This window comes from Parasphingorhabdus sp., from assembly GCF_036963805.1.
Taxonomy (GTDB): Bacteria; Pseudomonadota; Alphaproteobacteria; order Sphingomonadales; family Sphingomonadaceae; genus Parasphingorhabdus.
In genome coordinates this window covers 118,933-143,127 of record NZ_JBALUN010000003.1, presented here as the reverse complement: position 1 = coordinate 143,127, position 24,195 = coordinate 118,933, and the positions used below count along the sequence as shown (strand labels likewise).

The window sequence follows — 24,195 nt, the reverse complement described above, 5'->3', positions numbered from 1 at the left end:
GCTAAGTCAGATAAGCGGCGGACCGCGTATTGCGATCGGTGGCATCAGCCATGAAAATAAAAAAGGCGCCAGACTTCTCTGACGCCTTTTGAATTTATTTCGTGTCTGTTCTATGCAAAACGGACACGGACCTTCGTCTTTTCCCGACGACGGAGCGAAAAGCCCATTGCTGCGAAGCCTAGCAACATCATTGCCCAGATGCCGGGCTCTGGGATTGGTGCAACCGCAATATTATCAAATTCGAACGAATTGTTCCGCGAAGAGAAGCGAAGTCCACCGATCTGAGACTCTGTACCGCCATTGAAGTTGAGCGTGACCAGAGCACCACGAGGGAAATAGGCCCCAGCGGTTCCGACCAACCCTTGAATTTGGGTGCCGGTGATGGTTGCGAGCACGTTCGGGATGGCGCTGCGATCAAGAACCTCAAGTAGGTTTGAAGTGTCTATGGAACCCCAAGATAAACTCAGCTTACCAATCTGGCTGAAAGCAGCGAGCGACAGAATAGCCGGACGACCTGCCAACGGCCCAACTGCATAAAAAGAGCCGTCAGTGCCGAATGGAGTAATCGCGACCCCAGGGGCGCTGCTGTAAAAGCGTGTGCCACCGGAGATCGGTACAATATCGCCCAAATCAAAATCATAGGTTGGGGCTGGGCCCGCGTAAGGGTTCGTGGCAGTTGATGCAGACACGGTTGTCGCGGCGTGAGATACAGTGACTGGGGCAAGCGCCAAGACACTGGCCATAATGATAAACTTTTTCACGTCAATCCTCCTCAGAAATCTAAAAAATAATTCCACATGTGACCCTGCACACACGATGTTGTTAGATTAAACATGAATCGCTAATGGTGTACTGTCTCGTCGTTTAGAGGGGGATTTGAAAAAAGTAAACGATTCGTTAAGCTTAAGTTAGTCAAAAATTAGAGATATTCCGGAAATGTCCCAAAATAAGACAATGCCCTGAAGCAAGCGAAATCCATTCGGCAGACTTAAAAAGAACCTAAAAATTTGGAAGGCGTATTTTTAGAACCAAGATCGTATATACGATGACGCCACCGAAGATCACAGCAGCAATGAGGTTTTGCCCGTCATTTCCTAAATAGTTGACAATCGCGCAGCTAATAGCAGGAGGAAAATACTGCCATAGTTTATCGCTCGGTTCATCTTCCATTGATCGTTCCAGCAATAATGTCGCCAGCCCGGCAAAGGCAATTACGGTTATCCAGTCCCAAATCGTTTCCATGAGCTGCTTACTTTCAATAACGAAATCAAACTATCATCGGCGACAGTTCTTAAGTCACTTAGATAACCGGGTTGGCTATTTTTGCAACATTGGGGTTTAGTCAGTGTCCAGCATTGGGATTTGAGGGATCGGGAACCTTCCAGGATGCCGGGACCCGGGAGGGGCTAGTATATTTGTTTGTTCCGATTATAGATTTGTTAGGTTAGCCGGAGATCAAGGTTATATTGGCAGTTCCTTGCCTGTCCAGAAATGTGGATTATCGATGGTGCAACGGATGAACATGGCTCGTTGGTAAAGCTATTGATTATTCCGGCTCCGGCTCACGACAACAAGGCGGTCACCCAGTTGATTGGCCATGAGCGGAAGGGGCGAGATGTTGCTCGCCAACAAAGATTGTAGACGTATCCGGTTGTGCTTTTATGAGTCTACGGACCAGTATGAAAGCTGCCCAGCTATTTCCGTCGTGATGTTAGTGGCAATGTCAAAGGTATAACTGGTGCGGACGGCGGGACTCGAACCCGCACACCCATTTCGGATAGCAGATTTTAAGTCTGCTGCGTCTACCATTTCGCCACGTCCGCACCGGTATATTCAGCTCAAGGCCGAATGAACTTTCGACAAGCATTATTGCACGCAGCAGGTCAAGTGCTGAGATGAACTAATGCGAAGTTTTTTGATAGTCTCCGAGATATTTGACGGTTTCAGCTCAATATTCAGTCTTTATTGAGACGCTCGCGGATTTCTTTGCCCGGCTTGAAATAGGGGACTCGCTTGGCGGGGACCTCTACTGATTCGCCTGTGCGGGGATTGCGGCCGGTGCGTGGTTTGCGCTGACGGGTCGAAAAGGCGCCAAAGCCGCGTAGCTCGACGCGTCCGCCCTCGGCCAATTTTTGGCTTATCTGATTGAAAAACAAGTCCACAATCTTCTCAATTTCATCTGGCTTCAAGTCAGGGTTTTCTTCGGCCAGTTTCTCAAGCAGTTCAGAACGTATCATGAGCGTGCCTTTCCAATTGTCGAGTAGCCACGAGGTTTCTTTTGTAAGTGTCGTGTAAAAGGGTTTGTACTACATCGCGATTAAGAGATGATACTGACAGAAAATTTACTTGTTTTCAATGGACTTTGGATTTTACGAAATAATCAGTCTTGAACTGGGATGCTTTTGCAACTCATCTGCCGTGCTGGTAAAGGGCCAGCCAATGAAAAAGCCCGCCTCGTTTTGCGAGAGCGGGCTTTTTCTTAAAACTGGTTTGGGCAATGCCCAGAGGTTTAGTTTTCTTTTTTCTTGAGCGCTTCGCCAAGAATGTCGCCAAGGCTCGCACCGGAATCGGTTGAACCAAATTGTTCGACAGCCTGTTTCTCTTCGGCCAACTGATGGGCTTTGATCGAGAAGTTTGGTTTCTTGGAGCGATCGAAGCCGATAATCATTGCATCGGCTTTCTGGCCAACCTGGAAACGGTCCGGGCGTTGCTCATCACGATCGCGGCCAAGGTCGGTTCGTTTGATGAAGCCGGTTGCACCGTCGTCGCCGACTTGTACTTCCAGTCCGCCATCGCGCACTTCAAGAACGGTAACAGTGGTGACCGCACCTTTCTTGAGGCCGCCGCCGGCATCGTTACCGCCAACTGCAGGAGCGCCTTTTTCAAGCTGCTTCATGCCCAGTGAAATACGTTCTTTCTCAACATCGATGTCGAGAACGATCGCTTTTACCTGTTCACCCTTATGGTGAAGGTTTAGTGCGTCTTCGCCGGAAATGCCCCATGCGATGTCAGACATGTGAACCATGCCGTCGACGTCGCCTTCAAGGCCAATGAATAGACCGAATTCGGTCGCATTCTTGACTTCGCCTTCAACCGTGCTGCCTACTGGATGTGTATCCGCAAAGTCGATCCATGGATTGGATTGAGCCTGTTTGAGGCCCAAGGAAATCCGGCGCTTCTCGGTGTCGACTTCCAGAACAATGACTTCGACTTCCTGAGAGGTGGAAACGATTTTGCCAGGATGAACATTTTTCTTGGTCCAGCTCATTTCTGAAACGTGGACAAGACCTTCGATGCCAGCTTCCAGTTCCACAAACGCACCATATTCGGTGATGTTCGTGACAGAGCCAGCCAATTTTGTGCCAACAGCATATTTCTCGGAAGCTGCATCCCATGGATCGCTTTCGAGCTGTTTCATGCCAAGCGAAATGCGCTGTGTGTCTTTGTTGATCTTGATGATCTGGACTTTCAACGTATCGCCAATGTTAATCATCTCATTGGGATGATTAACGCGTTTATAGCTGAGGTCGGTGACGTGGAGCAGGCCATCAATGCCGCCCAGGTCAACAAAGGCACCATAATCGGTGATGTTTTTCACAACGCCTTCGGTCACTTGGCCTTCAGCGAGAGATTCAATCAGGCCCGAACGCTGTTCTGCGCGGGTTTCTTCCAGAATGGCGCGACGGGAAACAACGATGTTTCCTCGTTTGCGGTCCATTTTCAGGATCTGGAAAGGCTGCGAAATGTCCATCAACGGGGTCACGTCGCGCACAGGGCGAACATCGACCTGGCTGCCAGGCAGGAAGGCTACGGCGCCGTCAAGATCGACGGTGAAGCCGCCTTTGACGCGTCCGAAGATAATGCCGTCTACACGGTTGCCTTCGTCATATTCTTTTTCGAGCTTATCCCAAGATGCTTCGCGGCGAGCGCGGTCACGGGACAACATTGCTTCGCCGTTCACATTTTCGATGCGGTCGACATAGACTTCGACTTCGTCACCAATATTGAGTTCGGCTTTTTGACCGGGAGCGGCGAATTCGCGCAGCGCTACACGGCCTTCTGATTTCAGTCCTACATCGATGACAGCCATGTCATTTTCGATGCCGACAACGGTGCCTTTGACCACGCGGCCTTCAAAGCCTTGATCTTCACCGCCAATTGATTCGTTTAATAGTGCCGCGAAATCATCGCGACTGGGAAATGCCGTAGAGGCCATATAAGAGTTCCTTAATAGTCATTTTTTCGGGCCAAGCGGTTGGTTCCGCTGGTCTTGGACCAAAACATGGCCGCACCTCATGTGACAACCATATCCCCCAGAAAACTGCCAAAAAATGGTGATACGGGATATGGGCCAGAACAGAAAAAGCTGCACCAAAGCCAGATTGGTAATTAACCGATCCGTCTTGCGCATTGCTATTCAGCTATGCCGGGCCATTATTTTCCCGGCGGCTAATCTTCGCATTCACCAAAGCAATTGCCTGTTGAATGGCGTCGCCTATAGTCAAATTGGTCGTATCAAGCAAGTCCGCATCTTCGGCGGGTTTCAGCGGCGCCGCCGCACGATTTTGATCGCGGTCGTCACGTTTCAAAATGTCCGCAAGAATATCATCAAAATTCACCAGTTCGCCGCGCCGCTTCATTTCCTCGAAACGCCGCACGGCACGTGCCTCGGATGAAGCTGTAACAAAAAGCTTCACATCGGCATCCGGCGCAATGACTGTTCCAATATCACGGCCATCCAGTACCGCCCCGGCGGGTTGGTAAGCGAAATCTTTTTGCCGCTTGTCGAGCGCCCTGCGTAATTCGGGATGAACCGACACCCGGCTGGCCAAGCCACCAATCACTTCGCTGCGCAATGCAGGATTGTCGAGTAGTGCGCTGTCAAATTGACAGGCGGCTAGCGCATCGGCCACATTATCAGCATCTCCCCCTTGATCTCTTAAAGTCCAGCCCACCGCGCGATAGAGCAAGCCGGTATCCAAAAAGGGCAGGGTGAAATGCTTCGCCAGTTCTTTGGAGATTGTACCCTTGCCTGACGCAGTGGGGCCATCAACTGCAATGATCATGGTCGTTGCTCCGCACGTTCCTGAAAAGCTTTCCACAGGCCGCCGAGGGCAATGACGATCCAAACCATTTCAAGAAGAAAAGACGCCAGATTGAAATATACCATAAGCGACAAGGTTAGAAAAAGCGCACCAACCAGATTTGCACCATTATAGATAAAGGCATTCACCCGAGAAGCATGGACATTATAGCCATAAGCAAAGACGACCAGAATACTACCCAATATGCCGACGACATTGGCGGAAAACTCCCCGATCATCAGGAGGCAAGTTCCGTCATAAGGCTTTCAAATCCCGGAAAGCTAGTCTGTACTGGCGTGATATCATCGATCGAAAGGCCCGAATCTGTCACGAGACCAGCGATAGCAAAACTCATTGCGATCCGGTGATCCAGCGCGGTCTGGATCGATATTATATCTGCATTGCCGTTCAGTAACTTGCCGCCGCTTCCCGTAATCGCCAAACCATCTTCTTTTTCCGTTACATCGACGCCCAGTAGAGCGAGCCCTTGGGCCATTTGTGAAAGCCGATCCGATTCTTTGACCCGAAGTTCGGACAAACCATTGGTTATCGTTTCTCCGTCCGCGAGCGCGGCGGCGATGAATAAGATGGGAAATTCATCGATCATGCTGGGTGCGATGTCGGCAGCAACTGTGATGCCGTTGAGCTTGCTGTGCTTTACATGGATGTCCGCGACGGGTTCTCCGCCGACAGTGCGCTGGTTTTCGAAGCTAATGTCGCCGCCCATTTGCTGGAGAATGGTAAATAGGCCAGCGCGGGTCGGGTTTATACCCACATTTTCAACTATAATATCTGAACCGGGCACCAATAAAGCAGCAACCACAGGAAAGGCAGCGGAAGACGGATCGCCGGGAACCGTGATTATTTGCGGCGTCAATTCGGCTTCACCGACAAGCGAAATGATTCGGTTGCCATCTTTGTCCGTCTCTACAGAGATATCTGCGCCAAAGCCCTTTAGCATAGTTTCACTATGATCGCGGGTCGGTACCGGTTCAATGACACGAGTGATCCCTGGCGTATTTAGTCCTGCCAGTAATATCGCCGACTTTACTTGAGCGGACGCCACTGGCAGCCGATATTCCATCGGGATGGCTGGACATAGACCGCGCACCGTTAGCGGCAGGCAAGCCTTGCCATCGGACGATGTCCGGGCGGTAAATTCCGCTCCCATTAGGGACAAGGGGTCAATAACGCGGCCCATGGGACGCTTGGACAGGCTGGCATCGCCCGTGAAGGTCGCGCTGATATCATGTGAGGCGACCAGCCCCATTAACAGCCGCACCGATGTGCCGCTATTACCCATATCAAGGGCGGTTTCGGGTGGCATCAATCCGCCCACGCCAACACCATGCACCGTCCATGTGTCCCCATTTTTGTCGATAGTCGCGCCCATGGCCCGTAACGCTGCCGCCGTGGCCAATACGTCTTCGCCTTCCAGCAATCCGCTAATTTCGCTTTTACCGATTGCGAGAGCAGAGAGAATCAGTGACCGGTGCGATATCGACTTGTCGCCTGGAACTGTTACCCGACCGGTCAATGGACCTGCGGGACTAAAGGAGGCTGGCTCAGCTTCTGTTATGGTCTGATATGGTGGTTTACTGGTCATTTTAGGGGCTTTATTATGCGATCACACGCGGTCGTATCGCGCCTGATTCGTTTCGGGATGTGAAACGGCTTTTGACAGCGCGGCTAAGCTATGGCAAGGCGCGCCCCGATTGGATGCGCGATTCAATAAGTTTTGCGAACGGGCATCATGTATATTACTGACAAATAAGGATTTGGAACCAGCCATGGTGAAGCCAGAATGGGGCACGAAAAGAAGCTGCCCGAAATGCGGAACACGTTTTTACGATTTGGGCAAAGAAAGCCCTGTTTCTTGCATTGAATGTGATGAAACATGGACGCCTGAGCCAGGCCTGAAATCCAAACAGCCTATGCCGTTTGAAGAAGCGCCAAAGAAAGATTCAAAAAAAGAAGATGAAGTTGCCGATGACGATTTGGATATCGACATTGATGACGAAGAGCCTTCACCGGATAATGAAGTCGATCTGGGCGGTGATGATGATTTGGGTGTTACCAAAGGCAAGGGTGACGACGACGATAACGCTGAAACCTAGTCAGAAAATTTGAATTTGATTGAAGCAAGCCTCATTTGGGGCTTGCAAATTGCGGCGTGCTTGGATTAAACGCGCCGCAGAAGGGGCCTTAGCTCAGCTGGGAGAGCGCTTCGCTGGCAGCGAAGAGGTCAGCGGTTCGATCCCGCTAGGCTCCACCAATTTTTCGGATGAAAGCCGGTCCGGCGGACCGGCGACCGAAAAATTCCCGAGCGTAAGCGAAGGGTGTCACACGGTGACCATAATAAATCGTACAATCCCACAAACCGGAATCAGCTTGCCAACCTTAGCTTTGGCGCAGGATGGCATATAATCATGACGAATATCCCGACTCAATATGATGCCATCATCCTTGGCGCTGGCGGCGCTGGTCTGATGTGTGCGGCGATTGCCGGTCAACGGGGCCGTAAGGTGCTGCTAATCGATCACGCGGACGAGCCGGGTAAAAAAATCCTGATTTCAGGCGGCGGTCGCTGTAATTTTACCAATAGCAAGACCGCAGCTGACCGTTACCTCTCCGCCAATAAACATTTCGCCAAATCGGCGCTTAGCCGTTATACGGCGCAAGATTTCATTGCGCTGGTCAATCGCTATGACATTGCCTGGCATGAAAAAACCTTGGGCCAGTTATTTTGCGACGGCCCGGCAAAACAGATTGTTGCGATGTTGATGGATGAATGTCCGGATGACGCCGTGACCTTGTCCTTGGGCCGGTCGATTACGGATATTAGTCATCGAGATGCCCAATATCATGTCGAATACGGCAACGAGAGCGCAACAGCGCCTTCCTTGGTGATCGCAACTGGCGGGCCTTCTATTCCCAAAATGGGCGCTACCAGTTTCGCTTATGACATTGCACGGCAATTTGGCTTAAAAGTGGTGGAGCCGCGTCCGGCGCTTGTTCCGCTCACGCTGGGCGGCGAAGAAACCTTGTTCCGCTCGCTGTCCGGTGTGTCGGCTCCAATTATTGCGAGCTGCGGCAAGACTAGCTTTCGCGAGGCGGCGTTGTTCACCCATAAAGGTTTGTCTGGGCCGGCCATATTGCAAATATCTTCCTATTGGCGGCACGGCGAACCGGTTAGCGTTGACTTTCTACCGGACCTTAAGTCCGATTGGCTGTCCCAATTGAAGCGGGAACAACCCCGCATGGGACTGGCCAAAGCGATTAATGCACATTTGCCTAGCCGTCTGGCCGAAACATTGCTTGATCGAATCGCATTGTCGGGAGATCTAGGGAATCTGGCTGATCGCAAGCTGGACGAGGTCGCACGGCGTCTCTCAAATTGGCGCTTCATGCCCAATGGCACAGAAGGATTTGCTAAGGCCGAGGTCACCGCGGGCGGTATTAGCACGGCGGATTTATCTTCCAAAAATATGGAAGCTAGGCAAATGCCCGGACTCTATGCTATTGGGGAGGCAGTAGATGTTACCGGCTGGCTCGGTGGCTATAATTTTCAATGGGCTTGGGCGAGTGGCCATGCTGCCGGTAAGGCAATCTGACCCCGCAGCACAGACTCTTTAAACAAGCGATATTTTATCGAAAACCGCTGGTGATTGGCATTCCCGGCGGCCTTTTACTTTTGCCACTGAACGGATTTTCATGCCTTTTACCAACCTCCCGCCGCTTCTAGCTGAAGCGCTTGCAGCTCACGAATATACCAAGCCAACTGCCGTACAGGCCGCTGTGCTCGAACCGGAAACGGCCGGGCGCGACCTTATTGTGTCGGCTCAAACCGGATCTGGCAAGACGGTAGCCTTTGGCCTTGCCATGGCCCCCGAGATGCTCGACGAAAATGGACGGTTCCCGTTTCTGGTTGAACCTCTGGCCTTGGTCATTGCGCCCACGCGCGAATTGGCCTTGCAGGTCAGCCGTGAGTTGACATGGCTCTATCAACCAGCCGGTGCGCAGATTGCCACCTGTGTTGGCGGGATGGATGCTTCCAAAGAACGGCGCACATTGCGGCGCGGCGCGCATGTGATCGTGGGAACGCCGGGACGTTTGCGTGACCATTTGGAACGCGGCGCGCTCGACCTCAGCAAGTTGCGGGCTGCGGTGCTCGACGAAGCGGACGAAATGCTCGACATGGGCTTCCGCGAAGACCTGGAAGAAATATTGGATGCGACGGGCGAGAATCGTCGGACCTTGCTCTTCTCTGCGACCATTCCAAAACCGATTATCAATCTTGCCAAACGTTATCAAAATGATGCGCTACGCATTTCCACTGTCGGCGAAGATCGCGGACATGGCGATATTGCCTATCAAGCGATAACTGTCGCGCCTGCTGATACCGAAAACGCAGTCGTCAATCTGCTGCGTTTTCATGAAGCCGAATCGGCGATGCTGTTTTGCGGGACACGCGAAGCCGTACGGCGGCTGCATGCCAGTCTGGTTGATCGCGGATTTAGTGCTGTTGCGCTTTCGGGCGAGCATACGCAGGCAGAACGTAATCAGGCGATGCAAGCGTTGCGTAGCAAGCGTGCGCGGGTTTGTGTAGCAACCGATGTCGCGGCGCGTGGGCTCGATTTACCTAGTTTGAGCCTTGTTATCCACGTAGAAATTCCGCGCGATGCGGAAGGTTTGCAGCATCGGTCAGGGCGTACGGGCCGCGCAGGTAAAAAGGGAACGGCGGTTATCATCGTTCCTTATCAGCGTCGCAAGCGGGTGGAATCCATGCTGCGCGGGGCGAAAATCGAAGCAGAATGGAGAGATGCGCCGACACGGGCTGATATCCGGAAAAATGATGCGAATCGGTTGATTGAAACTTTGTTGCAGCCGGTGGAAATTGACGAAGACGATCTGGAACTCGCAAAACGTCTGATGGCTGAAAAAACGCCGGAAGAAATTGCGGCGATGCTCGTCCAATCGCATCGCGCCAAGATGCCTGCGCCAGAGCAGATGCTGGATCGCGGTACGCAATCACAACCAGCGGCCAGCGGACCCCGTCCCGGCTTTGAAGATACTGTCTGGTTCAAAATGAATGTTGGCCATAATCAGCGTGCCGATGCCCGTTGGTTGCTGCCGGTACTTTGCCGTCGTGGGCATATTACCAAGAATGAAATTGGTGCAATCCGGATAAATGGCGACGACACGTTGTTTGAAATTCCGCGCCGTGTCGTTGAGAAGTTCACAGCAGCCATTGCTGAAAAACGTGAATCTGGCGGCGACGATACAGATGATATCGTGATCACCCAGTTTGAAGGCAAACCACGCGATGAAGCCAAGCGCAACCGTAAAGGCGGACGCGGCGACAATGCGGGCGGCGGTGGCCGGGATTATAGTAATGCCAGCAAGAAATTTGGCGGCAAGAAATTCGGCGCGAATAAATTTGGTGATCGCAACTCCGGTGGCGGCAAATCGGAAGGCCGGGATTTTGGCGGCAAGAAGCCCTATAGCAAAAGGTCTGAAGATGGCGGAAAGCCTTTTGTAAAGCGCAAGCCTTCGGGTGACCGCGAAGGCGGTAACGAAGGTGGCGGAAAACGCGAATTCGGCGATGGCTTTAAAAAGAAATCCGAATTTAAAGGTGATCGCAAATCTGGCCCCAAAGGCGATTTTGGCGGAAAAGGCAAAAGCCCCCACCGTGGTAAGCGGCCATTTGAAGGCAAACCCAGAGGCGACTAAAATGCTGCATGGCTAACGCAATCGAAATATATATTGATGCCGATGCCTGCCCGGTAAAGGATGAAATTTACCGGGTAGCCTATCGACTGGAAGTGGCGGTAATTGTTGTAAGCAACAGCCATTTTCGGGTGCCGATTCATCCGCTTGTCAGTCGTATTGTAGTGAGTGATGCGTTCGATGCTGCTGATGATTATATTGCGGAGCGGGCCTCCGCCGATACCATCGTGATTACGTCCGACATATTGCTGGCGGACCGCTGTATCAAAGCAGGGGCAGAAGTGCTCGCACCCAATGGTAAGCCCTTTACACCGGACTCCATTGGCGCTGCTGTTGCCACGCGGGCCATTATGGCGGACCTGCGCGCTGGCATGGGTACGGAAAATATCGGTGGCCCGCCGCCATTTAGCAAAAATGACCGTTCCACATTTCTATCGTCTCTGGATGCTGTGCTAATGCGGATGAAACGCCGGGCCTAGTTTACCGTGACTTGAAAAGTGAGTGCATAAGCCTGTGCTGGGACCAATGACGCGGCTGTCGCTGTCAGGACGGTCCCGCTAATGGCAGCGCCAAATGGATCTGTCTCATCGGCTCCGGTTGCATTATCATCTTCCACAGTGGCCGCAGATCCGCAATTATTGCCGCTTCGCATGGTTCCTGCCGTATAGGTGATATTGCCGGGAATGGTATCGGTTGCGTTAATCGAGGCTGCGGTGGCGCTACCTGCATTGGAAATCAGGATACAATATTGGATGATCGCGCCCGGGATAGCTTTGGGATTGGCGGTCCCATTAACCGGATCGCTGATGACTTGGCTGATCTTGGTGATACTCAATGCCGTATTTGGCCGACAAAAGTTGAAATCATATATGGACGCCGCCTGACCGTCTGGATCATCGGGTGCTGTCGTGTGGTTTCCGTAAACGATGGAAATAGTATCAACGGGGGCGAGAAAGGTGACAACCACATTGCCGTTGGCTGATGCGCTGTCCGACCCAGCATCGCCGATGACGCTGTTACCGACGACATAATTGGCGATGCCGTTGGTTAGCGTCGGATACACCGTTGCGCCATTGTAAGTACCAGTAACCGTAAATTTATCGGCAAAATCATTGGCCGCATAGTCCACATCAAAAATGGTGAATTGCAGACCGGGAACTGCCGTTGGCAGTGTGACTATGGTGGTGGAGCTTTGTGTTTTGTTGGTAAATTCCAAAAATTGGTACAGTGATTGCTGGCCCGTACCGAAAGCACCTGTGTTGCTGTTGTTTACTTCGGGAGAGCTTTGGAAACTGCCATCTGTTGAAAGAGTGAAATTCACACTGCCGATACCGGCGATCGTGAAGCTATTATTTAACGAACCGCTGGCCCATGACTTGCCATTCCAGTCGAATAATATCTGGTTGGCGGGTGAACAGATGGTGGAAAGATTTGGCGGTGTTCCAGCTGTACGCGTACCAGCGACGGTAAAGCTTCGGGCGGCATAATCATCTTCACCTGTATTTCCGTTATTGGGCGTAGAGTCGATATCTACGATTGATGATGCGGTTATCTCGGCCGTATTAGTTATGACGGCGCCCGATGTCGCATTAACCGTAGCATTGATCGTGAGAGCGCGGGTTTGGCCTGGAGCAACAGTGCCGACGGACCAATTGCCGGTCGCATTATTATAAGAGCCAAATCCCGATGCGCTCACGAATGTCACACCTGCCGGTAGAATGTCTCTTACCACCACATCGGTCGCCGTATTTGGTGATGCGGCAGCGTTGGTGACTTGCAAAGTATAGGCAATGGCGGCCCCGTTTGTTGGTGCCGCGTTATTGACGCTTTTAGAAAGGGATAAATCCGCAAAATTTGTTGGCGTATCTGTCAGCGAGAGGTTGGCTTGATAAAAGCTGCCGCTATCCCCGTTAAACCGGTCACATATTTCCAGCCGCCACGTTCCCGATGAGTTTTGGCCGTTAAAGGCGGTTAGCGCGTTTGCGGGAGAAAAGTTGCGCTGATAAGGCGGAACGCTGGTTCCAGCGGTAGCCGTATCGGCTGAGCTGTGCGTGGAAACTGACGTTCCGAACGCATCGTCCAATTGTACGTTGAAATTATCTGCTCCTGCGCCAGTACCACTGAAAATTTCAACCCGTGTGCCTGCTGGCGATCGCAGATACATAAGAAGGTCGCCGCGATATGTGTGGCCGATTAAAATGCCGATATTTACGTCAGACACCGTATAGCTGGTCCCAACTGAAAATGGTATGAGCAACGGATTGGTACAAGGCGTAGCATTTTCGCTTATGGTTGCATCGGTGCTGTTGGTATAGTTGATTGTCGCGGCTTGCGCTTGCGCGCTGCCGAAGAACATTGCGATAGCGAACAGGCCCAGTAGTGTTTCTACAAAGCCTTTCGCGCATTTATGCATTGCGGATCTGGTCAATCCGACTTGGTATGTTCCCACAAACATGGATTCGCGATAAAAGAATAGGTTGAATATTTGGTAAAAGACCCATCATTAAATAGGATTAACAGGTCTCTTTAGTTGCGAGAATCTTACCGAAACCCCGCTAAATACCCTTATTATGCTTCAGTTGTTCCAATCACCGCGCCCGGCCATCCAAACGCTGATCGCGGCAACCGCAGCGGTATCGGCGCGCAAAATGCGGGGACCAAGTGAGACAGGTACGGATTGGGGGAGGGCGCGGATCAGGCTGTTTTCAACATCCGAAAATCCGCCCTCCGGGCCAATTAATATAGCGGCCGGTCCATCGTGCGCTACTAGTGCCTTGCGGAAGCTTCCTTCTCCGGTCTCATGGATGCGTTCATCGGCGAAAAACAGATGGCGATCCTCGGGCCAGTCCTTGAGCAAAACATCCAGTTTGATCAGATCGTCCAATAAGGGGATGGCCGTACGCTCACATTGTTCCGCCGCTTCAATCATATGAGCGCGCAATTTATCTAGCTTGATCGGATTGTTTTGGGTTCGTTCGGTTTGCACCGGTATTAGTTTTGCTACGCCTAGTTCTGTGGCCTTCTCGGCTATCCAGTCATAGCGCGCGCGTTTTATGGGAGCCGCCAGCAGCCACAGGTCAGGACTATTCTCCCGCTCCCGCGTTTTTCCGTCAATCAGCAATATCAGGTCGCGTTTGCCGATCATTGTCACATGCGCCAGATATTCACCCGTCTGGTCGTCGAATAGCTTTACCGGCTGACCCTCTTTGATCCGCATAACTTTAAGTAGATAATGGGCATGGCTACCATCCAGCCGAATTTCAGCATTTTCGCTGAGTTCGATATCTACATAAAGGCGCGGAGCGCTGCGTGGCGGATAGGCTGGTGTGGCTGGCATGTAGATTTCTATACATAAAATTACATCTTCGTCATGCTGAATCTATTTCAGCATCTGGTAGCCTGTTTTCGATTTCACAGCAGATCTTGAACCAAGTTCAGGATGACGAATTTTATTTACTATTCTATGAGCAACAGATGCAAAGCGAACCTGAAACCCTCCCTGACACTGAATATCGCGGCTTGATCGGCTTGCTGCCCGCCGCGGCTCGCCCTTTTGCGTTGCTCGCCCGTTTAGACCGCCCAATCGGCTGGTGGCTGCTCTTTTGGCCTTGCACTTGGGGCGTGGCCTTGGCTGGCGGAGCGGTGCAGAACTGGGAATTGATTTTCTGGTTGTTGCTGGGCTCCATTGCGATGCGCGGGGCGGGCTGTGTCTATAATGATATTGTGGACCGCGATCTCGATAAACAGGTTGAGCGCACCCGCTCAAGGCCGCTGACCAGCGGTGCGGTGTCACTAAAAGCCGCTTGGGCGTGGCTGGGGGTGCTCTGTTTGATTGGATTGGTTGTGTGGTTGCAACTGGGCATGACGGCCAAGCTGATGGCGCTAGCCAGTCTGGCATTGGTCGCTGCTTATCCGTTTATGAAGCGGATAACCTGGTGGCCGCAAGCATGGCTAGGCATGGTTTTTTCATGGGGCGCATTGGTCGGCTGGCTTGCTGTTGCGCCGGAATTTTCGTCCGCCATGCTCTTGCTCTATGCAGGGTCAATATTCTGGGTGATCGGTTATGATACCATCTATGCACTGCAGGACCGGGAGGATGATGCATTGGTTGGTATCCGGTCCAGCGCGCTGCGTCTCGGCGATAATGTGCGTTTCGGCGTGCTTGTCTTTTACGGGCTTGCGCTGGCCAGTTGGGCGGGGGCTTTCTGGATCATGCGTCCACAAGCGCTGGGTCTGGCCGCGCTGATTCCGATAGGGCTGCATCTCGCGTGGCAGGTCGGTACGCTGAAGAGCGGTGATGGCGAAGACGCGCTCAATAAATTCCGCTCTAACCGCTTTGCCGGTTTCCTAATGTTTCTTGCTTGTCTGGTGCTTGGGCAAGCGGGATAAGAAAAACTGTCACCAGAATAATTGCATTGCCTCTTGCAACCCATTCAAATTCTGGCATCCTTAACTGTGTAGTTAAAACCACAAGAACCTCCGGAGAGCTTGAATGAAACAACGCCGCCTTGGCAAGAGCGCCCTGCATGTGTCGGACATTTGCATGGGAACGATGACTTTTGGTACCGGTGCCGATGAAGCCATGTCCCATAAGATCATGGATCAATCGCTAGATGCGGGGATTAATTTCTTTGATACCGCTGAAATTTATCCGGTGCCGCCGAAGCTCGAATATGCTGGCCGGACCGAGGAATTTGTAGGACGCTGGCTGAAAGATAAAGACCGCGATTCTATCATATTGGCAACCAAAGTGGCTGGCCCCAGCGGCGGCTGGTTTCAGGCGGCTGTTCGTCAGGGCAATACCGCGCTCGACCGGCATAATATCGTTAAGGCGCTGGATGATAGCCTTAAGCGGCTCGGGACGGACTATATTGATCTCTATCAGACCCACTGGCCGGACCATGGTACTGCCTATGATGAAACAATGGAAGTGCTCGACGATCAAATTCGCGCCGGAAAAATTCGGGCCATTGGTTGTTCCAACGAAACCAGTTGGGGGCTGATGAAGTCGCTCGGAGCCTCAGAGCGTCTTGGCGTCACGCGCTACGCCACGATCCAGAATAATTTCAGTATGAACAACCGCCGGTTTGAGGATGAGCTGGCGCAGGTCTGTAACAAAGAGGGTGTCAGCCTTATCCCCTATTCACCGCTTGCGGGCGGGGTCTTGTCCGGCAAATATAATGATGGCGCGAAACCGGAAGGATCGCGTTTTTCAGCCTATCTCGCAACGGAAGGCACGCGCCAGTTCAAAATGGCGCAGCGCTTTGTGAACGAGAAAAGCATCGCGTCAACCAAGCGTTTCATGGCTATTGCCGCAGAAGCGGGCATCGCACCGGTCACACTTGCGACCGCTTGGTCCAAGCAGCATGATTTTGTCGCTTCCACAATTGTTGGCGCAACCCATACGGATCAGCTGCCTGACATATTCGCCGCCAGCGAATTGGTACTCAGCGACGAGGTTATGAAGGCGGTCGATAAAGTGACCAAGGACATCCTCTATCCGATGGGCTGATCGGCCAGATTTAACACAGCGAAAGAATAAATAATGAACCGCTTTCTGAAACATACTGGCGCAAAATATCCGATTGTTCAGGCCCCGATGGGCTGGATCGCTCGTTCGCAACTCGCCTCTGCTGTGTGCAACGCAGGCGGACTGGGTATTATTGAAACCTCATCGGGTGAAACCGAAAATTGTATGGCTGAAATCGCAAAGATGAGCGACTTGACCGATGCACCCTTTGGTGTGAACCTTCCGATTATGTTCCTTAAAGATCCGGCGATACTGGATCATATCTGCGGATCGGGCGTGAAATTTGTTACGACATCGGCTGGCAGTCCCGCCAAATTTATCGGCCCGTTGAAAGAAGCAGGGATCGTTGTTTATCATGCTGTTCCGACCGTCGACGCGGCAATGAAATGCGTGGAAGCAGGGATTGATGGACTGATCGTTGAGGGCGCAGAAGGCGGAGGTTTTAAAAATCCAGAGGAAGTATCTACCCTTGTTTTGCTGCAAGCCATTCGCCGCAAATCCGACATCCCAATGGTGGCTGCTGGCGGTATCGTTGATGGCAAGGGGATGGCAGCGGCCTTTGCGCTGGGCGCAGAAGCGATCCAGATGGGCACGCGGTTTGTGTCGAGCGCTGAAAGTCCGGTCCACCATAATTATAAACAGGCCATATTGGATGCCAAGGAAACCGGTACTCATATCTTGAATAAGAAAGCGACTCCCTGCATCCGTGCTCTGAAAACAGAGCGCACCGCGAAAATATATGAAGATGGCCTGATGCCACCGGACACATTCAAAGGTATATTGGATGTCTATTTTGGCGGTGATATGGAGGCCGCAGTTGGTCTGGCTGGGCAATCAGCCGGTTTGATTGACGAGATAAAAACTGCAAAACAGATAATTGATGAAACGGTGACCGAATTTTTCGAGATTACTGAACGCTTCAGCGCGCTGAATGCCGCCAAGATTTTCTAGAAACATAATAGAGGATAATAGGATGGGCCACGATATTACCGACGCGAAGCAACTGTTTACCACCGTTACGGAAGACGGAAAACTGGTTCTTTCTATTGAACCTTATGCTGTTCCAGAACCGGAGGATCATCAGGTCGTCATCCAGATGGAAGCGGTGCCAATTAATCCATCGGACCTTGGATTGTTGCTTAGCCCTGCACAAATGGATACGGCACGCTCTGAAACCGTTGATGGTCATCCTGCGCTGGTTGCCGATGTTGATCCTGCGATGATGCGTATTTTCGCTGGTCGCAAGGGCAAGAAACTCGCTGCCGGTAACGAAGGCGCAGGCAAAGTTGTCGCGGCGGGTACCAGCGATGCGGCGCAAGCCTTATTGGGAAAAACAGTGACTGTGGTTGGCGGAGAGATGTATCGCACCCACCGCGTCATGCCAGCGATGATGTGTGTTCCGCTCCCCGAAGGCGCGCCAGCGAAAGAAGGTGCATCGCTTTTCGTCAACCCGATGACGGCGCAAGGCTTTATCAACACTATGCGTGCCGAAGGACATGAGGGTATCGTGCATACCGCAGCAGCGTCCAATCTCGGCCAGATGCTTGCGAAGCTATGTGTGAAAGACAATATTCCGCTGGTCGCTATTGTACGGTCCGACGCGCAGAAGAAGATACTGACCGATGTCGGGGTCACTCATGTTTTGGACAGCACGAAAGATGATTTCATGCCTAATCTGGTCGATGCACTGGCGGAAACCGGAGCGACATTGGGATTCGATGCGATTGGCGGCGGCAAGATGGCCAGCTATATCCTGACCGCAATGGAACAGGCTGCGGCCAAACGGGGGGGCGAGTTTAGTGTCTATGGTTCGCCCATTCATAAACAGGTCTATATCTATGGCCGTTTGGATACGGGCGAAACGATTTTGGGCGGTGGACTTGGTCTTTATTGGGGTGTCGGGGGCTGGTTGCTCACTCCGCATCTCGAAAAGGTCGGCATGGAGCGCATGATGGAAATGCGTATGTTTGCTGTCGAAGAGCGCAACGGCATATTTCATAGCGAATACAGCAGCCAGATTTCGCTGATGGATATGATCGACCCCGAAATTGCGAAAGGTTATGACAAGAAGGCGACGGGTGAAAAGGTATTGGTGAACCCAAGCCTGTAACTTTGTGGGCAGTCCCGCGCAATCGGTCCGGGACTGCCGCTTTAGCTAATCATAGCTGACCACTTCAAATTCGATCCCGTTCCAGTCGAAGAAGTAGAACCGGCGACCGGGATCATAATCGGCATGGGCGAAAGGCTCTAGGCCCGCGGCTATGACTTTTGCTTCAACAGCATCCAGATTATCGACCGTCATCGCGACATGATTCAGCGGCTGGCCTTTTTGGAAGGCCGGGCCAGCACCGTCATTGGCGGCCTTCACATCCTCGTTTGTATAGAGCGCAACATATTGGTCATCGGTCCCGACGTGGATTGTATGACCCCCTAATATTGATGGGCCTTCCCACCGGATATGCCAGCCAAACAGGTCGCGCATCAGGGCAGCGGACCGCTGCGGGTTACTGACGGTTATGTTGACGTGTTCGAGAGCTGCTTTTGTCATGTTCTTGTCCTTTTCCTATATGTTAGTCTGTGACTATTGGAGAGAATGGAGGCGATATTGCGCTTGTCAAAGCTCAGCCTCATTCTCTTCACTTGCGATTCGTACAACCTCAAGCTAAGTTGAGGTCAAGCTTTTATTTTGGGACTGTTTTTGCTATGCCGGAAACCAAATCACTCACGATTGGCGCGCTAGCCGCGCGGACGGGTCTCTCGGTTTCGGCTATCCGATTTTACGAGGAAAAGGGGCTGGTCGAGCCGTTTCGCTCCAGCGGGGGCCAACGGCGGTTCCTGCGTTCCGATATCCGGCGGTTGTCATTTGTCCTGATTGCCCAGCAATTGGGGCTCACTATCGGCGAGATTGAGCATCAGTTGGCGGGCCTGCCGCATGGCCGGACCCCGACACAGGCTGACTGGACCCGGATCAGCAAAGCGATGCGTAAGGTCATCGACGCACGGATCGCAGAACTCGAACGGACAAGAGACAGGCTGGACGGGTGCATTGGTTGCGGCTGTTTGAGCTTGCAGAAATGTAAGCTTTATAATCCGGAAGATCGAGCAGGGCTAAAAGGGCCGGGGCCGCAATTGGTTTTGGGGGATTGACATAACAGGCCATATGCCATTGTCCGTCAGCCCTGAGCTTGTCGAAGGGCGCCCGTCGGTTACAATATCGCCATGGCGTTCTACACCTATATATTGAGATGTGCTGATAGCAGTTTTTACACGGGCCAAACCGACAATTTGGAACAACGTATCGCCCAACATCAAAGCGGCTATTTTACCGGCTATACATATAAGCGGCGGCCGATAGAGTTGGTTTGGTCGGAGATATTTTCAACACGTGTTGAGGCACTGGAAGCGGAACGGCAAATAAAAGGCTGGTCAAAGGCAAAGAAACAGGCGCTGATTGACGGCAATTGGGGCTTGTTGTCGGAATTAGCTCGGAACCGTTCCGACGAGCGATAGGCGGGGTTCGACAGGCTCACCCCTCACGGAATAAGGAAATGCAATTTAAACTCCGTCAGCCCTGAGCTTGTCGAAGGGCGTTGCCGGGTTTACTCCGCTGCCAACAATTCTTCCGCAGCATTCAGGTCCACAGAAACCAGCTGCGAAATCCCGCGCTCGACCATTGTTACACCGAACAATCGGTGCATCCGGCTCATCGTCACGGCATTATGGGTCACGATCAGATAGCGGGTGTTGGTTTCTGCCACCATCTTGTCGAGCAAGTCGCAGAATCGCTCGATATTGGCGTCATCTAGTGGCGCATCAACCTCATCGAGCACGCAAATCGGTGCGGGGTTGGTTAGGAATAAACCAAAGATCAGCGCCACTGCGGTCAGCGCCTGTTCGCCGCCGGATAGCAATGTCAGCGAGGTCAGCTTTTTGCCGGGTGGTTGCGCCATGATTTCGAGACCGGCTTGGAGCGGGTCATCATTGTCGATCAGTTCCAGATGCGCGCTGCCGCCATCGAATAGTGTGGAAAATAGCCGCTGGAAATGTTGGTCCACCTCGGTGAACGCGGCCAAAAGCCGTTGCCTACCTTCGCGGTTCAGGCTGCCAATGGAACCGCGCAGCTGGTTGATCGCCTCGTTCAACTCGCTGCTTTCGCGCGTCGATTTTTCCCATTCGGTTTCGAGCTCTTCCAACTCATCCGCCGCTACCAGATTAACCGGACCAATCCGCTCCCGGCTCATCGTCAGCCGTTCTAGCTCGGCAGATTCCAAACTGGCATCAGCAACCGTTGTTTCATCAAATTCAAGCTTTTTGGGCAATACCGGCGCAGGGCATTCAAACTTCTCGGCCGAAATGCGGCCCATTTCCACGCGGCGCAGATCCTGATTTTCCGCGCGCGCTTTGGCACCGGCGCGTAGCTCGCGCGCTTGGCTCAATGCTTCACTGGTCGCAGTCAGCCGTTCTTCATGGTCGCGCTGGGCCAGCTCGGCGGTTTGTAGCGCCGTATCCTTGTCCGTCACTATCTGGTTGAGCGCATTCTGCTGCTCTTCCAATTTGGTCACTTCTACTTCGATGATGCGCGGCCGGTCGGCAAGCTTATCTACTTCCGCCTCAATCGCTGCGCCGCGCTTGGTCATCTCCGCCATCCGCGTCGCGGCTTCGCTGGAACGATCCCGCCAGGATTTAATCTGCGCGCCCGCTACGGCTTTCTGTTCTTTTACCTGCGCTAGCTTTTGGTCGAGACCGGATAGAGAGGCCTGCGAGGACATGACTTGTTGGCGCGCGGCATCGCGCTGGTCCTGCAAGGCAGCGCGTGCGCGTTCCTGTGTTGCGCCATCGGGCTGGCTGGTGCGTTCTTTTTGAGCCGTCTCCAATTCTGCTTGAGCGGTCGCCGCTTCTTCTTTCAGGGCCGCTTCCCGTTCGGACAGGCTGGTGGTGCGTTTTTGGAGCCAGTCCACGGCTTCTTCTGCCTGATCCGCTTCACGCAGTGTTTGCCGCAGTAAATCTTCTGCCTCGCGACGGGCCATGCGGGCTTCTGCTAGCTGTTGTTCCGCTGTGGCAATAGCGGTTTGCTGTTCGTGCAAGGCGGTTTCTGCCGCGGCAACTTTCGCTTTGGCTGGCTCCATCAAGCCGGTTAGTTCGGTTAACCGATTGGCCCGTACCAGCCGTTCCGCGCTGGCATTGCCATCATCGCGGGCAACAAATCCGTCCCAGCGACGAACAGCGCCTGATTTCGTCACCAGTCTTTGGCCGACGGTGAGAGACTGGTTTGTATCGCTATCGGCGACAAAAATTTGGGACAGCCGGCTATGCAATTCCTCCGGTGCCTCGACATGATCGAGCAATATTTCGGTACCGTCGGGGGCGTCGCCAGCGGCAGGCAAAGCGCCACCACCCCAATAGCGGTCCCCGTCTTCCCCGACGGACGCTAGCAAATCATCCCCCAAGGCTGCTGCCAAGGCGCGCTCGTAACCGGGTGCGGCCTTGACCCGGTCGATCGCTTTATGATCGCTCTCGCCTTTGGAAAGCTCCCTTTCGAGCGCACGATGTTCGGACGTAAGGCCAGCCAACTCGGCCTTGGATGAAGCAAGGGCGGATTCCGCATGATCGCGCGCTTCGCTGGCAGTAAGTCGCTGTGCTTCGAGTGCCGAGATTTGCGATCCACTGCCATCTGCCTGTTTCTGGGCAGCTTCTCGGGAGGCAATAGCGTCCGTTAGAACAGCCTTGAGTTCCTTCTCATCGCCCATTTCGGCGCGTTCTTTCACCAGTCGTTCCAGTTCAACGGACAGGCGTCCATGACGGGTCTGCGCGGCTTCTAAGGCCGCATTGGCGACCTTAATCTCTGCTTGTATGCGGGCTTCTTCGGCGACGGCTTTGGCTAGTTCGACTTCGCTATCGCTAGCCGCACGTTCCGCCTTCTCGGCATCGCGTTCTAGCCCCGGCCGTTCCGATTGTAACGTGGTCAATTCGCTCGTCAGGCGTTGATTATCCTGCTCTAACCGCGACAAGGCTTCCATTGCATCGCGGGTCAGTTGATCCTCTCGCGCATTGTCATCATGGATGCGCCGTGCCTGCGCCTGCAAATCAAGCAGGCGGGTTTTCAGATTATCGCGTTCATTGGTCAGGGATAAAAGGCGATGGCTGGATTCGCTGGCTTCTTCCCGCGCTCTGGTGACGTCTGCGCGTAAAATGCCTAATGTCTTGGCGCTTTCATTTTGCGCTTTCACGGCGGATTGTTGGTCAATTTGTGCCGCATTAACAGTCGCTTCGGCTGCATCTGCCTCCGCCTTGGCAGTTTCTGCTGCCGCTGCGGCTTCCCGCCAACGGGCGTAGATCAGGCGAGCCTCGACCGTCGTGATCTCGCTGCTCAGCTTTCTATAGCGTTCCGCCTGTTTGGCTTGGCGCCGCAGGGCAGAGGCGCGTTGCTCCATATCGCCCAATATATCGTCGAGCCGCGCGAGGTTTTTCTCCGCTGCGCGCAATTTTTGCTCGGCATCTTTCCGCCTGACATGCAGTCCGGAAATGCCGGCGGCCTCTTCCAGCATTTCGCGCCGTTCGGTTGGTTTGGACGAAATGACATGGCTGATCTTGCCCTGACTCACCAAGGCGGGACTATGCGCGCCCGTCGCGGCATCGGCGAAAATAAGCGCGACGTCCTTGGCCCGCACATCGACGCCATTGGCACGATAAGCGGAACCGGAGCCGCGTTCGATGCGCCGGACAATTTCCAGCTCGCTGTCATTATCCCCGACGTGGAGCGAAGAGACATCATTGATCTCGCGCTCGGCATGGAGCGCGACTTCTGCAAATTGGCGTTCGGGGCGGTTTTGGGTGCCGGCGAAAATCACATCTTCCATGCCGCCGCCGCGCATGGATTTGGCAGAGCTTTCGCCCATCACCCAGCGGATAGCTTCCAGAAGGTTGGATTTGCCGCAGCCATTGGGGCCGACCACGCCGGTCAGCCCTTTTTCAATGCGCAGCTCGGTGGGATCGACAAAGCTTTTGAAGCCCGAAAGTTTGAGCTTCTTTATTTGCACATTGCGTGCCTCGCCCGAACTTTACTCCTTAGCCGCATTGCCCGCTCCCCCAAGCGATGAAGAGCGCCTACCGCGCGCCAGCTTCTTTCAAATTTGTTTCTACCATGACCCAATTTGTACCTTCAATCTTCTGACCGTTGATAAGGAAGGTTGGTGTGCCTTGAATGTCATAATCTTTCACAGCAACCTGTGTGTCTGCCATTAGTTTTTCAGCCGTTGCTTCGTCGCTTAAGCAGGTTTTGGCTTGGTCGGAAGATATCCCGCGCTGTTGAAAATAGCTCACCAGATCAAGCTGTTCAGCCAGTTTGACAAACCGCACTTTCGGATCGGATTCCAATATGTTTTTGTAGGTTTCTTCGCCCATAGCCTGTGCTTTTTCAAACATCGGTGCCTGATTGCCGAGCGCCTGTTTGGTCAATGCGAAAAACGGACCTTCGCCGCCGCAGCGTGACAGGATCGCCGCTGTAAGATCGAGTGGATCACGCACGAAATTACGGATTTCGAAACTCACACGGCCGCTATCGACATAATCGTCACGGATAGAATTAAACGCTTGCTCTCCAAAATCGGCGCAGTGCGAACAGGTGATCGACATATATTCGACCAGCTTGATCGGAGCGTCGGGGTTGCCCATCACATAACCGCCTGCTTCCGTTTTAGCGACCGTATCAGACCATTTTTGGCCTTCCGGTGCCGCGACAGATTCAACCTTGTCGCCCGAAGCCGCGCCGCTTTCGGTTTCTGCTGCTCCGCCGCAGCCGGTAAGTGCCAGTGCGAGCGCGACGGGTGCGAAATAGAGTGATTTAGCCATAAG

General features: G+C 53.1%; 22 protein-coding genes and 2 tRNA genes. 11 read left to right on the top strand and 13 right to left on the bottom strand.

Going from position 1 to position 24,195, the window contains the following annotated elements; translation table 11 throughout:
* Positions 1–110: 110 nt before the first annotated feature.
* The 8 genes from V7676_RS10625 to aroA form a co-directional block, all read right to left on the bottom strand.
* Positions 111–761 carry a PEPxxWA-CTERM sorting domain-containing protein gene (locus tag V7676_RS10625; RefSeq protein WP_335659683.1) on the bottom strand — a complete coding sequence of 217 codons (651 nt, stop codon included), beginning with the start codon at positions 759–761 and terminating at the stop codon, positions 111–113.
* Between the two features lie 238 nt (positions 762–999).
* The gene (locus tag V7676_RS10620) at positions 1,000–1,242 is read right to left on the bottom strand and encodes an XrtV sorting system accessory protein (protein ID WP_335659682.1); all 243 of its coding nucleotides are present in this window, start codon (positions 1,240–1,242) and stop codon (positions 1,000–1,002) included.
* 494 nt (positions 1,243–1,736) lie between these two features.
* Positions 1,737–1,823: transfer RNA gene (locus tag V7676_RS10615), tRNA-Leu, on the bottom strand.
* A 132-nt stretch (positions 1,824–1,955) separates the two neighbouring features.
* Positions 1,956–2,237 carry an integration host factor subunit beta gene (locus V7676_RS10610; protein ID WP_335659681.1) on the bottom strand — a complete coding sequence of 94 codons (282 nt, stop codon included), beginning with the start codon at positions 2,235–2,237 and terminating at the stop codon, positions 1,956–1,958.
* A 272-nt stretch (positions 2,238–2,509) separates the two neighbouring features.
* Positions 2,510–4,216: a 30S ribosomal protein S1 gene (gene rpsA, locus V7676_RS10605; protein ID WP_335659680.1), complete on the bottom strand. Its 1,707-nt coding sequence runs from the start codon at positions 4,214–4,216 to the stop codon at positions 2,510–2,512.
* Positions 4,217–4,421: 205 nt separating this feature from the next.
* Positions 4,422–5,066 (bottom strand): (d)CMP kinase, encoded by a 645-nt coding sequence (gene cmk / locus V7676_RS10600; RefSeq protein ID WP_335659679.1) that lies wholly within the window; start codon positions 5,064–5,066, stop codon positions 4,422–4,424.
* The gene (locus tag V7676_RS10595; protein WP_335659678.1) at positions 5,063–5,323 is read right to left on the bottom strand and encodes a CBU_0592 family membrane protein; all 261 of its coding nucleotides are present in this window, start codon (positions 5,321–5,323) and stop codon (positions 5,063–5,065) included. Before V7676_RS10595 ends, cmk begins: the two co-directional genes overlap by 4 nt.
* Positions 5,323–6,690 (bottom strand): 3-phosphoshikimate 1-carboxyvinyltransferase, encoded by a 1,368-nt coding sequence (aroA, locus tag V7676_RS10590; RefSeq protein ID WP_335659677.1) that lies wholly within the window; start codon positions 6,688–6,690, stop codon positions 5,323–5,325. The genes V7676_RS10595 and aroA overlap by 1 nt, the downstream gene beginning before the upstream one ends.
* A gap of 184 nt (positions 6,691–6,874) precedes the next feature.
* Between aroA and V7676_RS10585 the strand changes: the two genes are divergently transcribed.
* The 5 genes from V7676_RS10585 to V7676_RS10565 all read left to right on the top strand — a co-directional run bounded on the left by V7676_RS10585 (position 6,875) and on the right by V7676_RS10565 (position 11,293).
* The gene (locus tag V7676_RS10585; RefSeq protein ID WP_335659676.1) at positions 6,875–7,201 is read left to right on the top strand and encodes a TIGR02300 family protein; all 327 of its coding nucleotides are present in this window, start codon (positions 6,875–6,877) and stop codon (positions 7,199–7,201) included.
* Between the two features lie 82 nt (positions 7,202–7,283).
* Positions 7,284–7,359, top strand: a tRNA-Ala gene (locus V7676_RS10580).
* Between the two features lie 154 nt (positions 7,360–7,513).
* Positions 7,514–8,698, top strand: a complete 1,185-nt coding sequence (locus tag V7676_RS10575) for an NAD(P)/FAD-dependent oxidoreductase (protein ID WP_335659675.1) — start codon at positions 7,514–7,516, stop codon at positions 8,696–8,698.
* A 100-nt stretch (positions 8,699–8,798) separates the two neighbouring features.
* The gene (locus V7676_RS10570; RefSeq protein WP_335659674.1) at positions 8,799–10,817 is read left to right on the top strand and encodes a DEAD/DEAH box helicase; all 2,019 of its coding nucleotides are present in this window, start codon (positions 8,799–8,801) and stop codon (positions 10,815–10,817) included.
* A gap of 20 nt (positions 10,818–10,837) precedes the next feature.
* Positions 10,838–11,293, top strand: a complete 456-nt coding sequence (locus V7676_RS10565; RefSeq protein ID WP_335659880.1) for a YaiI/YqxD family protein — start codon at positions 10,838–10,840, stop codon at positions 11,291–11,293.
* Here the strand turns inward: V7676_RS10565 and V7676_RS10560 are convergent.
* Both V7676_RS10560 and V7676_RS10555 read right to left on the bottom strand, forming a co-directional pair.
* On the bottom strand, positions 11,290–13,242 hold the full coding sequence (locus tag V7676_RS10560) for a proprotein convertase P-domain-containing protein (protein ID WP_335659673.1): 1,953 nt from the start codon (positions 13,240–13,242) through the stop codon (positions 11,290–11,292). The two genes, V7676_RS10565 and V7676_RS10560, sit on opposite strands and share 4 nt — an antisense overlap.
* 147 nt (positions 13,243–13,389) lie before the next feature.
* Positions 13,390–14,151: a 16S rRNA (uracil(1498)-N(3))-methyltransferase gene (locus V7676_RS10555; RefSeq protein ID WP_335659672.1), complete on the bottom strand. Its 762-nt coding sequence runs from the start codon at positions 14,149–14,151 to the stop codon at positions 13,390–13,392.
* A gap of 137 nt (positions 14,152–14,288) precedes the next feature.
* Here V7676_RS10555 and ubiA point away from each other — a divergent pair, with 137 nt between their 5' ends.
* The 4 genes from ubiA to V7676_RS10535 all read left to right on the top strand — a co-directional run bounded on the left by ubiA (position 14,289) and on the right by V7676_RS10535 (position 18,454).
* Positions 14,289–15,203 (top strand): 4-hydroxybenzoate octaprenyltransferase, encoded by a 915-nt coding sequence (gene ubiA / locus V7676_RS10550; protein ID WP_335659671.1) that lies wholly within the window; start codon positions 14,289–14,291, stop codon positions 15,201–15,203.
* Between the two features lie 103 nt (positions 15,204–15,306).
* The gene (locus V7676_RS10545; RefSeq protein WP_335659670.1) at positions 15,307–16,326 is read left to right on the top strand and encodes an aldo/keto reductase; all 1,020 of its coding nucleotides are present in this window, start codon (positions 15,307–15,309) and stop codon (positions 16,324–16,326) included.
* Between the two features lie 33 nt (positions 16,327–16,359).
* Positions 16,360–17,295: an NAD(P)H-dependent flavin oxidoreductase gene (locus tag V7676_RS10540; protein WP_335659669.1), complete on the top strand. Its 936-nt coding sequence runs from the start codon at positions 16,360–16,362 to the stop codon at positions 17,293–17,295.
* A 22-nt stretch (positions 17,296–17,317) separates the two neighbouring features.
* Positions 17,318–18,454, top strand: a complete 1,137-nt coding sequence (locus V7676_RS10535) for an NADH oxidase (RefSeq protein WP_335659668.1) — start codon at positions 17,318–17,320, stop codon at positions 18,452–18,454.
* Between the two features lie 45 nt (positions 18,455–18,499).
* Here the strand turns inward: V7676_RS10535 and V7676_RS10530 are convergent, their stop codons facing one another.
* On the bottom strand, positions 18,500–18,892 hold the full coding sequence (locus V7676_RS10530) for a VOC family protein (RefSeq protein ID WP_335659667.1): 393 nt from the start codon (positions 18,890–18,892) through the stop codon (positions 18,500–18,502).
* Between the two features lie 155 nt (positions 18,893–19,047).
* Between V7676_RS10530 and soxR the strand changes: the two genes are divergently transcribed.
* Entirely contained in the window at positions 19,048–19,491 is a 444-nt protein-coding gene (soxR, locus tag V7676_RS10525) for a redox-sensitive transcriptional activator SoxR (protein WP_335659666.1), read from the top strand.
* A gap of 72 nt (positions 19,492–19,563) precedes the next feature.
* Positions 19,564–19,854: a GIY-YIG nuclease family protein gene (locus tag V7676_RS10520; RefSeq protein WP_335659665.1), complete on the top strand. Its 291-nt coding sequence runs from the start codon at positions 19,564–19,566 to the stop codon at positions 19,852–19,854.
* 89 nt (positions 19,855–19,943) lie between these two features.
* Here the strand turns inward: V7676_RS10520 and smc are convergent, their stop codons facing one another.
* Positions 19,944–23,381, bottom strand: coding sequence for a chromosome segregation protein SMC (smc, locus tag V7676_RS10515; RefSeq protein ID WP_335659664.1), 3,438 nt, complete (start codon positions 23,379–23,381; stop codon positions 19,944–19,946).
* Positions 23,382–23,448: 67 nt separating this feature from the next.
* Positions 23,449–24,192, bottom strand: a complete 744-nt coding sequence (locus tag V7676_RS10510) for a thioredoxin domain-containing protein (protein WP_335659663.1) — start codon at positions 24,190–24,192, stop codon at positions 23,449–23,451.
* Between the last annotated feature and the right edge of the window lie 3 nt (positions 24,193–24,195).